This window comes from Cellvibrio sp. ATLC23, assembly GCF_057196725.1.
The window spans coordinates 275,019-289,418 of sequence record NZ_JBXUOS010000003.1 but is presented as its reverse complement, the minus strand read 5'-3'; the positions used below and the strand labels follow the sequence as shown (position 1 = coordinate 289,418).

Annotated in this window: 11 protein-coding genes; 7 read left to right on the top strand and 4 right to left on the bottom strand. The window is 46.3% G+C overall.

Features of this window, described 5'->3' with window-relative positions:
• The first annotated feature begins 43 nt into the window (after nucleotides 1-43).
• The 4 genes from AC2CG4_RS06860 (at nucleotide 44) to AC2CG4_RS06845 (ending at nucleotide 4,920) form a co-directional block, all read left to right on the top strand.
• The gene (locus AC2CG4_RS06860) at nucleotides 44-1,561 is read left to right on the top strand and encodes a tryptophan halogenase family protein (RefSeq protein ID WP_484485538.1); all 1,518 of its coding nucleotides are present in this window, start codon (nucleotides 44-46) and stop codon (nucleotides 1,559-1,561) included.
• Between the two features lies 1 nt (nucleotide 1,562).
• Nucleotides 1,563-2,585, top strand: coding sequence for a cupin-like domain-containing protein (locus tag AC2CG4_RS06855; protein ID WP_484485537.1), 1,023 nt, complete (start codon nucleotides 1,563-1,565; stop codon nucleotides 2,583-2,585).
• A 5-nt stretch (nucleotides 2,586-2,590) separates the two neighbouring features.
• Nucleotides 2,591-4,108 carry a tryptophan halogenase family protein gene (locus AC2CG4_RS06850; RefSeq protein WP_484485536.1) on the top strand — a complete coding sequence of 506 codons (1,518 nt, stop codon included), beginning with the start codon at nucleotides 2,591-2,593 and terminating at the stop codon, nucleotides 4,106-4,108.
• Between the two features lie 596 nt (nucleotides 4,109-4,704).
• Nucleotides 4,705-4,920, top strand: a complete 216-nt coding sequence (locus AC2CG4_RS06845) for a carbohydrate-binding protein (RefSeq protein WP_484485535.1) — start codon at nucleotides 4,705-4,707, stop codon at nucleotides 4,918-4,920.
• A 160-nt stretch (nucleotides 4,921-5,080) separates the two neighbouring features.
• On the opposite strand, the gene AC2CG4_RS06840 is transcribed toward AC2CG4_RS06845, so the two are convergent.
• The 4 genes from AC2CG4_RS06840 to AC2CG4_RS06825 form a co-directional block, all read right to left on the bottom strand.
• Complete coding sequence (locus AC2CG4_RS06840; protein WP_484485534.1) at nucleotides 5,081-5,392, bottom strand: BON domain-containing protein; 312 nt, start codon at nucleotides 5,390-5,392, stop codon at nucleotides 5,081-5,083.
• A gap of 72 nt (nucleotides 5,393-5,464) precedes the next feature.
• A complete protein-coding gene (locus AC2CG4_RS06835) occupies nucleotides 5,465-5,623 on the bottom strand; it encodes a DUF3309 family protein (protein WP_484485533.1) in 159 nt (52 codons plus the stop codon).
• A 108-nt stretch (nucleotides 5,624-5,731) separates the two neighbouring features.
• Nucleotides 5,732-6,520 carry an OmpA family protein gene (locus tag AC2CG4_RS06830; protein ID WP_484485532.1) on the bottom strand — a complete coding sequence of 263 codons (789 nt, stop codon included), beginning with the start codon at nucleotides 6,518-6,520 and terminating at the stop codon, nucleotides 5,732-5,734.
• Complete coding sequence (locus AC2CG4_RS06825; protein WP_484485531.1) at nucleotides 6,517-6,924, bottom strand: DUF4398 domain-containing protein; 408 nt, start codon at nucleotides 6,922-6,924, stop codon at nucleotides 6,517-6,519. The genes AC2CG4_RS06830 and AC2CG4_RS06825 overlap by 4 nt, the downstream gene beginning before the upstream one ends.
• 389 nt (nucleotides 6,925-7,313) lie before the next feature.
• Between AC2CG4_RS06825 and AC2CG4_RS06820 the strand changes: the two genes are divergently transcribed.
• From AC2CG4_RS06820 to AC2CG4_RS06810, 3 genes are all read left to right on the top strand, one after another.
• The gene (locus AC2CG4_RS06820; RefSeq protein ID WP_062061732.1) at nucleotides 7,314-7,817 is read left to right on the top strand and encodes a glutathione peroxidase; all 504 of its coding nucleotides are present in this window, start codon (nucleotides 7,314-7,316) and stop codon (nucleotides 7,815-7,817) included.
• Nucleotides 7,818-8,377: 560 nt separating this feature from the next.
• Nucleotides 8,378-11,527, top strand: a complete 3,150-nt coding sequence (locus tag AC2CG4_RS06815) for a TonB-dependent receptor (protein WP_484485530.1) — start codon at nucleotides 8,378-8,380, stop codon at nucleotides 11,525-11,527.
• Nucleotides 11,528-11,589: 62 nt separating this feature from the next.
• Nucleotides 11,590-14,199, top strand: a complete 2,610-nt coding sequence (locus AC2CG4_RS06810; RefSeq protein ID WP_484485529.1) for a cellulase family glycosylhydrolase — start codon at nucleotides 11,590-11,592, stop codon at nucleotides 14,197-14,199.
• Nucleotides 14,200-14,400 lie beyond the last annotated feature (201 nt).

Below are 14,400 nucleotides of genomic sequence, written 5' to 3'. Positions count from 1 at the left end.
CACAATCGCCACAGATAAATAGCTCTCTGAGTAGAAATTGGCTATGCAAAAAAATCCCCTGAACTCCATTTGTATTGTCGGCGGCGGCACTGCCGGTTGGATGGCTGCCAGTCTGCTGTCTTCTGCCTTACAGGGCAGCAATATAAAAATCACTCTGATTGAATCGCCGGATATTGCCACCGTTGGTGTGGGTGAATCGACAGTGCCTTCTATTATGGAGTTTTTGCGTGTTTGTCAGATTAACCTTAAAGAATTTATGCAGGCAACATCGGCCAGTTTTAAATTGGGGATTCGCTTTGATGATTGGCTAAAGCCGGGTGAGCAATTTTTTCATCCATTTGGTAGTGTCGGTCAGGATGTTAATGGCTTTGAGTTTTATCAGCTGTGGTTAAAAAATGTAGTTGATGGAAAATCCAACCGTTGGCTTGACCATTCTCCTTGCGCGATCATGGCTGAAAATAACCGTTTTATGTTGCGTCCACCTCAACAACAAAATTGGGTGCTAAATAATTACGCCTATGCGTTGCATTTGGATGCGGAATTGGCGGCGCGCTATTTGCGTGAACTATGTAAAAAACGTGGCATAGAAAGAGTGGAAGCAACCGTCAATAAGGTTGCTGTGGATGAGCGACAATTTATTCATTCACTTGAGTTGGATAATGGGCAAACTGTTGCCTGTGATTTTTTTATTGATTGTACGGGGTTCAAAGGGGTGTTGATTGATGGTGCCCTCAATATTGGTTATGAAGATTGGACTCATTACTTGCCGTGTAACCGCGCAGTTGTAGTGCAGACAGAAAATGGCGATGGCCTGCATCCTTATACAGTCGCCACTGCCCGCGAGGCGGGTTGGACGTGGAAAATACCATTGCAACATCGCACAGGTAATGGCTATGTGTTCTCGAGTCAATACTGTACTGACGAGCAAGCGATTGATACCTTGCTGAAATCCGTTAAAGGAAAGTTACTCAATGAACCGCGAGTTATTCCATTCACCACCGGGCGGCGCAAAAAAATATGGCACAACAACTGTTTGGCGTTGGGCTTAGCTTCCGGATTTCTGGAGCCGCTCGAGTCCACTGCTATTCATCTGGTTTATAAAACCCTTATTCGTTTTATTCGTTATTTTCCCGACCGTGATTTTGAACCGCATACAGAGCAGTCTTTCAACCAAAAAATCAACGGTGATTATGATGAAATTCGCGATTTTATCATTTTGCATTATTGCACTAGCGGGCGTGATGATACGGAATTCTGGCGTTGGTGTCGGACCATGCCGGTACCCGATTCCCTACACGAAAAAATCAGTTTATTCCGCGAGCGCGGCCAAATAGAACATCTGCCCGATCAGTTCTTCTCGATTGATAGTTGGTGTTCGATTCTTGAGGGCATGAAGGTTCGCCCAAAGAAATATCATCCGTTGATTGATGCATTTAATGAGCAATATTTGGCGGCATTGATGCAAGAGAGTTCGCGTAACATCCGCGAAACCGTTATAAACATGCCAAAGCATGATGACTATATCAGGCAGCACTGCGCCGTGAAAATTCCTGGTGAGTAAAATGGCTATGACGGCATATAAACGAATTCCAGAATACCAACAGCTTGAGGCTACCCAGTTTTTTGAACAGATTGCACCTGAGCAAAACCCGGTGGTTATTCGTGGCTTCGCAAAAAATTGGCCACTAGTGGCGGCAGCGCAAAAAACACCGCAGGATTTCGCCGCCTACCTGATGCGCTTTTACACGGGCAAAAAAGCCCGCATTTTTGTTGCACCTCCCGCAGCCAACAAACGCTTTTACTATAACGACGATCTGACCGATGTGAATTACCTTAGTGGTGAGGAGCGTGTGGATTTGTTTTTGGGACGACTGTTGGAGTTGATAGACAGGGAGGTGTATCCCGCCATTTCCATGCAAAACTCTTTGCCCAGCGAATTACTACCTGGATTGAGTGATGAAAACAGATCCAATTATTTCCCCAACGTGGAGCCGCGCCTGTGGGTTGGTAATGAAGGCATCGTTAGCGCGCACTATGATGGCTCTGACAATATCGCGTGTGTTGTCGCAGGTCGTAGACGCTTTGTGCTATTCCCGCCAAATCAGACCGGCAATTTATACCCCGGTTCGCTCAATTTTACTCCGGCGGGAGCTCCTACCACTATGGTTAACCTAAATGAACCAGACTTTGATCGTTATCCGCGTTTCAGAACAGCGTTGGGTGAAGCGTATTCAGCTGAGCTCGAGCCAGGCGATGCGATTTTTATTCCCATGCTCTGGTGGCATCATGTTGAGTCTTTGGAAAAAGTGAATGCTTTGATGAATTATTGGTGGAATGGTTCTTCTGCAAAGGGCGCCACATCGCCTAGTCCGATCGACAGCTTGAATATAGCACTACTCGCGATGCGCGATTTATCTCCAGCGCAACGTAACGCGTGGCGCCACATGTTCGATCATTATTTGTTTAAGCAGGGGGTTGATCCGGCTTCTTATATTCCTGTGCACCAACAACATGTACTGGGCAAAGTGTCGCCAGAGTATGTCAGGGCAGCTAAAGATTCTTTTATCGAAAAATTAAAGAAATAAAAATTATGCAAAAGCCTAAACGAATTTTGATTGTTGGTGGCGGTACAGCTGGTTGGATGGCGGCTAACTTATTGGTGACGCGCTGGCCTGATGTCGAACTGTGTTTGTTGGAGTCTAGCGACATTGGGATAATCGGTGTGGGTGAAGGATCGACGCCACACTTACGATTATTCTTTGATGAGGCGGGTATTGAAGAATCGGAATGGATGCCTCGTTGTAGCGCAACTTATAAAAATGGTATTTCTTTTTCAGGTTGGTCTTCCGTTCCTGGGTTTGAATCCTATTTCCATCCTTTTCCTGCTCAAACTGATGATATTTTTACCGTACCGACTTTTTTTAACAATATCAGTGCGCGTATGCAGGGCTTTAACGCGACTGCGCATCCCGACCACTTTTTTTTAGAAACCTATATCACCCAGCAAAATCTTGGGCCGATCCCTACCGAGAATTTCCCCTTTGGTGTTGCTTACGGTTACCATTTTGATTCGGGTTTGTTAGGGCAATATCTTGCCGAAACAGCGGTTGCCAAAGGCGTTAAACGTTTTTTTGGCACAGTGACGGAAGTGCTCATGAATCAAGATGGTGAGTTGGCTTCAGTGCGCTTGGATGACAACAGTCTGTTACCTGCAGATTTTTTTATTGATTGCTCGGGTTTTAGGTCTTTATTGTTGCAAGGTACATTAAAAGCAAGCTATGTCAGTTTTAAAGAAAATTTGTTTAACAATGCAGCGGTAGTCCTGCCGACGCCAATATCCGATGTTATTCCCCCTGAAACAAAATCAACTGCGCTTTCAAATGGTTGGGCATGGAAAATTCCCTTAACCAATCGCTTTGGTAATGGCTATGTTTACAGTGCAGATTATATTTCACCAGAACAAGCTGAAACCGAACTAAGACAACATTTGGGTATGCTTGATAGTGACGTTGCTGCCAGGCACTTGCGGATGAAAGTTGGGCGAGTTGAAAAACATTGGGAAAAAAATTGTCTGGCCGTAGGTCTGTCGCAGGGGTTTATTGAACCCTTGGAAGCTACTGCACTTGCCCTATCTTTTAATACCATTTCCGGATTTATAAAATCATACGAAAAAGGTGTATATACCAATCAGTATCAGAGTGCGTTTAATAACGAGATTAATGCAAGATTTGATGGTGTTAGGGATTACATTGTGTGTCATTACAAGGTCAACCAACGAACAGATACAGACTATTGGAAGGATAATTCCGCGAATACACATTTATCCGATTCACTAAACCAAATACTTCACTTCTGGCACAGAGGTGGTGATTTTGCAAAAAGTATGTATATGAATAATTTGGTGGGTAGTTATCAACCCAAGTCATGGGCTTGTTTGCTGGCAGGTTATGGTGTTTTCCCGCCATTAACATCGGATGGAAAAAATGCGCAATTCCCCTCGCAGCAAGATATGGCGCAGCTGACCGATTTCATTCGCCGATGTGGATTGAACTTTAAAAGCCATAATGAATTGCTTGAGAAAAATTTTAAGAGAGCCTCTTTACGGTAAAAAAGTTCGATCTTTCGCGCTCAGGTTCGACTTTTATCCAAGCCAAAAAATGATATTGCTGGCTGTGTGTTGCGGTGTTAGTTTTATGTTCACTGTGAAACAAGAATTGATTTCTGTTCGACGCCTATGATTGATTTAACAATGCCTAAAAGCAGCTTCTTTACAGCATTTCATGTTGTTAATTTGGTATTGCTACTAATGTTCTTCGCGCTTCTGCTAATTAAATAATTAGCTTGTTGCAAACTGTGTTTTCCCGTGACTTGCCAGAACCCCGTTCTGGCTTTTTTATTTCGTGCTTGCCTCTCTCGTATTTAATTCCATTTGAAGTGATGCGTCAGTCAATTTCTTTTCACGCTAGAACTTTATGTTAGGAAAACCCTGGCGCCATTATCATTAATGCATCCTACTTATGTGTGCCAATGGCCGGGTCTGAATTAATATTTGGAAAGCGCGCACCCTTAGCAAGCAAAAAACGGTATTTGGCATGCCACTTTATGGCTGCGGTTTTAATGGTTGCGCTGCGGCGTATGACTTTAATTCTATTGAGATCTCATTTGACACTTGCGCCGCGCAAGCGGATGTGACCGGCACTCGCTTTGCGAGAAGGTTCTGGTGTGATGATTTGGGAGTTGTCGCAAGATGTGGTCGGTGCAATTCCGCTCGGTCAGGTGAATATCCCGGCTACTGGTGGGTGGCAAAATTGGGTTACGGTTTCGCACAACGTGTCGATCAATGCAGGCACTTACAGCGTAGGAATTTTTGCACCCCAGGGTGGGTGGAATCTTAACTGGTTTAAATTCGCCAAATTATAATCAGATAGTTGCAAGGTTTTTTCTGCTGTTTTCTCCCCGGCTTGCGGATCTGTGTAGATTCGCTTTTTTTGTGCCTATTAATCTTCTTGAATAAACGGAGAAAATATAAAAGGCCGCAAACGCAGCCTTCTTATTAATCATCAAAAAGTGAACGAAATAATTACTTGACCCTAATGTCGTTCTTGACGGATTGCACGCCTTTTACTTCACGTGCAACTTTGGAGGCTTTACTAATATGCGCTGCATTGGCTACAAAGCCGCTCAGTTGCACTACTCCTTTGAAGGTCTCGACTTGGATTTCAGTCGCTTTCAGCTCGTCATCCTCAATAAAAGCGGCTTTTACTTTGGTGGAAATAACTGCATCGTCAATATACTCTCCAGTACTTTTTTCTTTAGCGGTTGATGAGCAACCGGCGAGCAATACAAAAAAAGCAAAAAGTGCCGCAGTAAAATAAGTGCTATAAGTTTTCATGGTGTAGTTCCTTAATTAAGTTAACAATAAAATTGGACGAAAAAATATTTACAGAGAATTAAGCTGATTAGGTCAGACGTATCCCATTAACAAAAGTATGATCAAAATTACCACGACCAAACCTAACCCGCCGCTGGGTCCGTAGCCCCAATTACGGCTGTGCGGCCAAGCAGGGATTGCCCCGACCAAGATGAGTATTAATACGATCAATAAAATTGTGCCAAGCGTCATAGATTTCTCCTTGCATTAATGTTGCGAAAAATTATTGGTGCGTATATCCGATGCTATCCATAGCTGAGCACGGAAATGGCATGCGCCATTTTTCGTGATGTTCCTAATTTATTGGCCCGCTGTGCCTTGTCCGGGCGTTGCGATAATCACTTCGACACGGCGATTCATCTGACGCCCTGATGATGAGTCATTACTGGCTACGGGCGAGCTTTCACCTTTACCAAAAGCCGTAATTCGGTTGGCGGCGATACCTTGATTCAGTAAAAATGCTTTAACTGAATCCGCACGATTTTGTGAAAGCACTTGGTTGTAACTTTCACTGCCCACATTGTCTGTGTGGCCTTCGATAACGAGCGAGCGGTCAGGGTATTGCGAGAGAAAAGCGCTTAATTTTTTGAGATTTGTAGTAGCTCCGCCACGTAAATCAGCTTTACCCGAGGCAAAGAGTACGTCGCCCAATGTGACGACTAAACCGCGTTCCGTTTGTTTGGCATTAAGTTCCGACAACTGGTTACGTAATGCATTTATTTCTTGATTACGCGACGCCAATTGCGCTTCAGTTGCTTGACCGCTTAACTCTTTCCGTTGATCTTCGAGTAAGCGCGCTTTTGCTAATGCAGTTGCGGTATCCACTTTGCGATCGGCGATGTACACCAAGTGTTTGGCGTAAGCTCCATCTTTGCGTGGTTGCTCGGCGGCGGCGACGGCAGTTTCGGCCTCGTTAATGGCAACAGGTGCACGAGTTGCTAATTGTGAGTCCGACTGCAGGCTTATCAATTTATTGCGAACTTCACTGGCTCCGTCGGGTGCTTTGGGGGTTGAGCTACAAGCCGCTAACACTAAACACGTGGCGAGGGCGGTCAATGTTGAACTAATGCGTTTGATTTGTGAGTTCATTGGGTGCCTCCTGAGTTACGTTGCAATTCCTGTTCAAGTGCGTTGATATTTTTTTTCATATCTTCATTCACTTCTTGCGCTTTTGCCGCAGCTGCTTTTGCGGTTGCCAGTTCTGCGTCCGCTCTTGCTTGTTCAGCGAGGCGCTCCGCATCAACCATTTTTTCGTTTGCTACAGCGGCGCGCGCTGCAGAGAGTTTGTCGCGTGCGCTACCTAATTCAGGTGATGCGTAATCAGCAACGCGTTCGCGCTCCGCATTTTGAATTGCAAGCTCGGCAGCTTGTAACGCTTGATCCGGTACTTTTGCAGGTGAACTGCAGCCCACAATAAGCGTACTGCTTAAAGCAAGTGCGGCAAGATAGAGCGCAGGGCTTCCCTTCTTTCCATGTTGGATTGATCTATTCATAGTAATAATCCTCTTCAAAAACGACAGTTCACTAAATCGGAGTGTCAGTAATAGTGATTGGCGATATTGGAGCTAGTGCCACAGGTTCAGGCTAAGCAAGGCGTCATCACACGTCTGTGCGTTATCGCGCATAGAAAAATGTGCAGCGCGAGCAAACAACAAATGTCATAGAGGTGGGAAAGAGACTGTGGAGGTCAGCCAGGTTAGATGTTTTGTAGCTGAACCCTATGCATTTATTGTCCCGTAAGGAATGGTTAATCCAACGATAGTGTTGGTATTGTTTTATCTAAAAAAGCTTACACTGCGTATGTTGTGTTCTGATCTTGTTAAGCGAGGAATTACCTGTGAAATCATTTATTACCCCTCTGGCTAGGTTATTGGGAGTGGCTATGGTCGGATTAGTTAGTGCTGCCGCTTCTGCGTGCCCGGACTATATGAAAGGCGAATACCGGAAGTTGCACTCCAAAGATATGGTGGATGTCTGTCAGTTGATGGAAAACAAAACCGTGCTAGTGGTGAATACCGCCAGCCACTGTGGGTTTACTTCACAGTTTAAAGAGCTGGAAGCACTGCACAAAAAATACAAAGACAAAGGTCTCGTAGTGGTTGGTTTTGCCAGCGATGACTTCAAGCAAGAAGATGCGGATGAGGAAAAGGCAGCAGAAATTTGCTACCTCAATTACGGTGTGACATTTACCATGTTGTCGCCAACCCATGTGACTGGCAAAGAGGCTAATCCGCTGTTTAAGGCGCTGGCGGAGCAAGCCAAAGAGCCAAAATGGAACTTCAATAAGTACTTGGTAGGCAAGGACGGCCGGGTCGCCGAGTACTTCGGCAGTATGACCAAGCCCGACTCCCCCAAATTGGCTGAGGCGATTGAAAAATTGCTTTAGTGTCGTTTTATTTCAACGCTCCTAAAAACCCGGCATGGCCGGGTTTTTTATTGTCTGGGTGCTCTCCATTACTCATCTGGAATGAAACCGATATCTTTTTAGTGCTTCATATAGCAGTTTATTTTTATATGCAGTGCTATTTTTATTTGTAATTTTACTGTTGGTTTGGCATTTTTATTAATATTTAAACATTTTTTCTATATTTATCAATTGATTATAATTTTTTGCTGCGCCACCTGCCAGATGTCATAGGGTCTTCCTTCTTAACCTCCCATTCCTGCTTACCATGTAACCGGTCACAAATTATTCTTGAAACCGATTACATTTTGATTCATTATCGCTTGGCTCAATAAATTCAAATAAGTGCCATTAATACTATTTAATCGCGATATCAGTACAGCAATCACAATAAATTTACGCAATTAAAGAATCTTCAGTGCTGCATAACTAGCAAAGGATCTCATCGGCTTGCCGCTCTTGCAGTGGCTGTGATGCTTTGCGTTTGCTGCCGCCTGTATGTCTGGATTTTTATAAAAGATAACAACACGAGGAAGCTCAAGATGACCAAACCTAGCGGTATCACTACCGGAAAAAAAGCGTTGGTTCTGGCGATAGGCTGTGCCCTTTACGGTGTGCAGGCTTATGCACAAGAACCTGCAGCCGCGCCAACCAGCGATGAGCAGGTTGAGGAAGTTTTCGTTAAAGGCGTGCGTGCATCGCAGGCCAAAGCCATTGATATCAAACGCAACTCGTCCGTAGTGGTAGATTCGATTGTTGCCGAGGATATAGGCAAGCTGCCCGATACCACCATCACGGACTCCCTGCAGCGTGTGACGGGTGTGCAGATCACTCGCGAAGCAGGTGAGGGTACCACCCTGAACGTACGCGGCATGCCGCAAGTATTGACCACGCTAAACGGCGAGCAATTTCTCAGCCCTTGGTCAATCACGGGTATTCAGGCCAACTATTCAGACGTACCCGCTTCAATGATCAGCGGTGTGGACGTGTACAAATCGCAATCGGCTAAAACTCTAGCGGGCGGTATTTCGGGTGTGGTGGATTTGAAAACCCTCGACCCTTCTACTCTGGATCAAGGTCTTACCGCTCGTGCGCGGGTAGAGGGCGGTTGGGGCTCACTCTCTACTGAAGAGTATAACAATGACGGGACCACGGGCACGCGCGACCCGGATTACAGTGTTTCCGGTGTTTTTGGGTTTAATAATGGCGATAACTTTGCAGTGTTGGCCAACCTCTATACGGCTAACTCTTACGCGGCTAACTACTCCATGTGGGAAGAGCATAATTTGGCTTTTCTCGACAGTCAGGGTGGCAAACCAGTTGGCGACCTGAGCAATCCTCACCCCGAGGCGGGCTATGAAACCACCGATTGGTATTTGGTGCCCAACGAATTTGGCGCTAGCAGCAGCTTTGTAGAGCGCGACCGCGATGGTGGCTCTATCACGGCCAAGTACACCTTGAATGACAACTGGTCGGTGCGCGGCGATGTGTTTTACACCCAGATGGATAAATACAATCGCGGTGTAAAAGCGGGCTTTAATGGCCGTCATACGCCTGAATCTTTCCAAGTGAATGGTGAATCAGCTAAATACCGCGAGCAGACCTTTGATGTGTTGCAAGCGGGCACGGTGGTGGGTGAAGGTCATCCCTTCAGTTACACCGATAGCAGTGGCGTACTGCGCAACGTCAATATCCACTCATTGAAAAAAGCTGAAATTTGGTCAGCTGATTTTCAAACCAATTCGACCAGTGAAATCGAAAAAACGGCCGCGCTCAATACTAACTTTCAGGTGAATTACACCAATAACGACAATCTGGAAGCAAGCTTGCGGGTATTGCATGCCGAGGCGGAAAAGCAGTACCGCAAAGCGGCGTTTCAGCAAGGTACTCCCGCCTGGTTGTGGGTCGATGAAGACGGCATTAGTGGTAAAGATGCGGTGGATGGCTTCCGCGTGACCGTGGATTACACCGGCGACTATCCAACTTTTACCTATCCGGATGATCTCTCCAGTTCTGACTTGCTTAAGCAGTACCAGGGTTTTGCTGAGGGCGCCAATACGGAAGCAGAGCTCAATGTGGTGCGCGCGGATGTGAAGTTCAATCTGGATGGCGACTTTATCGAATCGATTGAAGGCGGTGTGCGCCACTCAGTGCGCGAGGCGGATCACAACAAGTTTTTCTACGTTACCCCAACCGGTCGTTACACCGATTGGGAAGACTCCCGTGTGCCGGTGGACAAGCGCTACAAACTGCTGCCGGGCAACCTGATTTGGCAGAAGTATCCCAACTGGTTGAAGTTTAACTTCGCCGAAACCAATTCCAGCCTGATTGATATTGGCGGTTTGCAGGACAATGGTTTCAGTGCAGCAGACACCATGGCGTTCAGCGACTTTGGCCCGATCAAAGGTTTCGAGCAGGGTGTTGCCTCGCTCAATCCCTCGCAATGGGATAACCCCTATGAGTTTATGAATCGTCTTTACCCCGGTACCCGTACCGTTAACGACCCGGGTTATACCTACGGCGTGGAAGAGACATCAACCAACACTTATGTCCAGCTTAATTTTGGCAACGAAAGCACTGGACTGTTTGGCATTCCTTACCGCGGTAACCTTGGTTTGCAAGCGGTAAAAACCGAGCGTTCGGTAGATAAGAGTGTCGTGCCAGACGTGCTCGATTCCTTTAACTCCATCGGCTATGACGACTGGCAAAAAATCGCCTACGTCTACGAGACTGAAAATTACAAAAATAGTAATACCGAAGTCTTGCCCTCATTCAACCTGAACCTGTTCCCTAGCGATGACGTGATCGCCCGTTTTGGTGTGGCCAAAACCATGACCCGTAACGATTTGGAGCAGGTGGGTTCAAGCATGGCGCTCTGGTACGGCCAATGTAATAAAACCGATGAAAACGGCAATCCAGTGATGGTGCTTGATCCATCAAATGGCCAGCAGCGTCAGGATACGGTGGGTTGTATCGGCGGTGGTGAGGATAAGGGTAATCCTGATATCAAGCCCTGGATGTCTACCGTCTATAACGCATCGGCCGAGTGGTACTTTGACGAGAATGCCATCCTCGGGCTGGGGATGTTTTTGATTCAGGTGGATACCGCAGTAGAGGATTATCAAGAGGCGCGCCACTTTCTGGATATGGATGGTATCGATCGCGGCCGCCAGGCCAATATCTACACCACCCGCAATGTGGGTGCATCGGATCTTTATGGTATCGAATTTGGCTACAAACAGCCGTTTACTTTCTTGCCGGGCGAATATCTGAGCGCCACCGGTATCGAATTTAACTACACCTATTCGCACAGCGAAACCAGCGAAGTGGACATTATGGGTAACAAGCTGCCACTGCCGTCCAACTCTGAAAATCAAACCAACCTGATTCTCTGGTACGACAAAGACGGCCTGAACGTTCGTTTGGCCTACAACTACCGCAGTGCCGAGTTCTCCAAACGCACGGGGGTAACCACCAATGTGGCGGTGATGCAAATGGCGAATTGGGTTGAGCCGGTGGGTTATTTGGATTTGTCCATTAGTTATTGGCTGAACGATAACTGGAGCTTCTTCCTTAATGGCACCAACCTCACTGAGGAGAGCAGAAAAAGCTATGCCCAGTTTGAGGATCAGTTCCAGTCCCTGTGGGTGCAAGAAGCGCGTTACACCGCCGGTGTAAATGTTTCTTTCTAAGTTCATGAGCGATAAGCGCCGCATGGCGGCGCATACCGAATAATAGAATTCTGGAGTTTGAAATGAAAAATAAGATGACGTTAATCGCGCTCATGACCAGCGCAGGATTATTGTACGGCTGCGGTGGCGGCAGCATGTTGGGCTCCTCCGATGCGGAAGATCATAAACTGATACCGGAAGTGGTAACGGAAGATCCCAATCCCCAGCGCCCAACTGCAGGGTTGCCTGTATTGCGCGCAAGCGGTGAAGATATTCTTTTTCAAGGGAAGCCCGCCAGCTTTCACGGCATCAACTTGCAATATGCGGAAGATCCGCTCGGGCGTTTTGATGGCATTAAAGCGATCAGCGAAACCGGCTCCAATATTGTCCGTATTACGGTTAATTCGACCACTGTGCCATCCAATTTAGAGGCGGCACTCAATGCGGCCATTACTAACAAGCTGTTTGTTATCTTGAGCCTCGCGGATACAGCGCTCGCCTGTACTGATGACGAAAGTCTGTTTTCAGCTGCGGTAAAAACAACCTGGTTAAAAACCTTTTTGCCGATCATCCATCAAGATCGCTATCAAAATAACTTGATGATTAATATCGCCAGCGGTTGGGGGCCGAAAGACGTGTTTAACGGCAACTCCACCGGCTACAAAACTTACATCGACAATTACAAAACAGCGATCCGCGCTTTTCGTAAAGCAGGTTTTCAACTGCCTTTGGTAATCGATGCGCCTTGTGGTGTGGATTATTACGCGTTTGCGGCTGATCGCGGTAAGGAATTGTTGGCGGCTGACAGCGAGAAAAACTTGGTGCTCTCGGTACACGGCTACGGCTCTTATTGGAACAGCAACGCCAAAATCGATACTGCCTTGGCGGTGCTGCGCTCGCAAAAAATGCCGTTCATTATGAGCGAATTTGGTGGTTCGGGTGTGGGCGACAAACCGGTCAAGCATAAAGAGATTATCGAAAAAGCTGCCGGTGATTATGCGCTTGCAGTCGCTGTTCCCTGGAAGAGTGCAAACGATAAAGTGGGCTACACAGTGCCTTTGGATGAGCCGATTGATGTGACTGGCACCGACATAAGTTTTGATGTGCTGTTTGATAAAGCTTATGTCAACGACGGCAACATGGGCTTCCAAATGTACCTGCGCGATGAAAATGGCGAGTATGCCAATCTGGGTTGGAATGGTGTGTGGCAGCAAACGCCGGATGCTTGGAATACCATCAAGGTTGCCGTAAAAAACAAAGGTTCATTTGGTTGGGCAAGTGACAACTTTAATATGAAGCGGGTAACCAAAGTCGGGTTGGAGTTGGTATCCAACGGCAAAGTCCCGGAAGTTGTCGGCGATATCAAATTTGATAATTTCAAAATCGTTGAGGGCAGTGGTGCAAAAGAATTACTGAATGCGAATTTTGAAAATGCGATCACTGGTTGGGAAACGGCATGGGAAGGTACCTTGGTTGCTCAGGTCGCGGGTGAAGGTGTTGGTTTAACACGTGCGCAAGGTAAGGATCAGGTTGTGGCCATCTACAAAGGTATTACTGGCGTAGATTTCACCAAGCCGATTCAAATCAAAGCCAATATTTATTTCCCGGCGGGCTACCAGGGCTCATGGGCATACGGCAAATTTTTTAACAGTGAGGGTGAGTGGTTGACCTCGTCAGACTTAGGCAATATTACCTACGGTGCCTGGAATGAAATGATTTTGACTGCTGACTTTGGTGCAAAAGGAGCAGGCTTAAGTTCACTGGGAATTCAGATTGGAAACTTGGGGGTGGGTGACGGCACAGCCAATCCTAATTTCTACGGCGCTGTGGTGATCAAAGATTTAGTGATCAGCGGCGTGGCTGAAAACAATGCGTTTGAGTTGGGCACTATTTACCATGGTACGTTCGAAGTTGATGCCGATAATTGGGTGGCTTTCAGTTGGGGTGATTCTGCTATCGTAGAAGCGAGTGGCGGCACGTTAAATATCACCGCAAAAGATTTTGCTGACCGCATCGATGTGCAGCATCAAAATCCCGCAAAAATTGAAGGCCTGAATTTCAACGACCCCTTCACCTTTAAAACGCGCTTGTTCATACCTGCTTATTATCAAGGTGTTACATCATTGACCGTGCAGTTTTATTTACAGGATTCGAATTGGTCGAACCATTTTGATGTGATCAATATGACTTACGACCAATTAAAAATCGGTGAGTGGAATGATATTGCGGTAAAAGTTGCATTCCCCGCTGCGTTTAATCGCGATGGCTTGCCAAAGCATATGGGCTTCTCGTTTGCAACCAGCTTGGATGGCTCAGTCACTGGCCCTGCAATGTCCAAAACTGATCCAATTAAAGTAGACGACCTTATCTTTGAAGGATTGGTGCCGGTGGAAAAAGAAGAAGTGGTATTTGGCCAGGTAGATTTCTTCTATGCACGCCATTTCAATGATTTAACCGTAGATATTACTGAGGGCGTAATTCTCCCTGAAGATTTATTAGGTAAGGGTAGAGCCGATTTGCGTAGCGCGGGCTTTAATTGGTTGGCTTGGTCATGGTATGGCAACAGTTCAGAAAAAGCAGACTTGGATTTAACTAAATCTGTTGGCGATGCAACCGCATTAACTGAGCGAGGTGAAGATATTGTAAACGGTAAAGGGGGCTTAAAGTATTACGCTCCGCCAGCAACCGAATAAGTTCTTAACCTGCGTTAAATAAACATAGAAATAAAAAAACCGGAGTCAGAAATGGCTCCGGTTTTTTATTTCCGTAAGTTCCTCCTCATATGCATGCTTCTCTCTGTAATAAATAGCATGTTTTATTTGGTGTTTCTCGCGGTAGATTAATTGGCTAGCTTATGGGGGGTCTCCTGTGCAGTGCGATTTATTGCTCGGCAT

Excerpts from the sequence above, each read along its gene's own strand:
- AC2CG4_RS06825 (WP_484485531.1), bottom strand. The coding sequence starts at position 6,924 with ATGAATAGATCAATCCAACATGGAAAGAAGGGAAGCCCTGCGCTCTAT.
- AC2CG4_RS06815 (WP_484485530.1), top strand. The coding sequence starts at position 8,378 with ATGACCAAACCTAGCGGTATCACTACCGGAAAAAAAGCGTTGGTTCTG.
- AC2CG4_RS06850 (WP_484485536.1), top strand. The coding sequence starts at position 2,591 with ATGCAAAAGCCTAAACGAATTTTGATTGTTGGTGGCGGTACAGCTGGT.
- AC2CG4_RS06820 (WP_062061732.1), top strand. The coding sequence starts at position 7,314 with ATGGTCGGATTAGTTAGTGCTGCCGCTTCTGCGTGCCCGGACTATATG.
- AC2CG4_RS06840 (WP_484485534.1), bottom strand. The coding sequence starts at position 5,392 with ATGAAAACTTATAGCACTTATTTTACTGCGGCACTTTTTGCTTTTTTT.
- AC2CG4_RS06835 (WP_484485533.1), bottom strand. The coding sequence starts at position 5,623 with ATGACGCTTGGCACAATTTTATTGATCGTATTAATACTCATCTTGGTC.
- AC2CG4_RS06810 (WP_484485529.1), top strand. The coding sequence starts at position 11,590 with ATGAAAAATAAGATGACGTTAATCGCGCTCATGACCAGCGCAGGATTA.
- AC2CG4_RS06855 (WP_484485537.1), top strand. The coding sequence starts at position 1,563 with ATGGCTATGACGGCATATAAACGAATTCCAGAATACCAACAGCTTGAG.
- AC2CG4_RS06830 (WP_484485532.1), bottom strand. The coding sequence starts at position 6,520 with ATGAACTCACAAATCAAACGCATTAGTTCAACATTGACCGCCCTCGCC.
- AC2CG4_RS06860 (WP_484485538.1), top strand. The coding sequence starts at position 44 with ATGCAAAAAAATCCCCTGAACTCCATTTGTATTGTCGGCGGCGGCACT.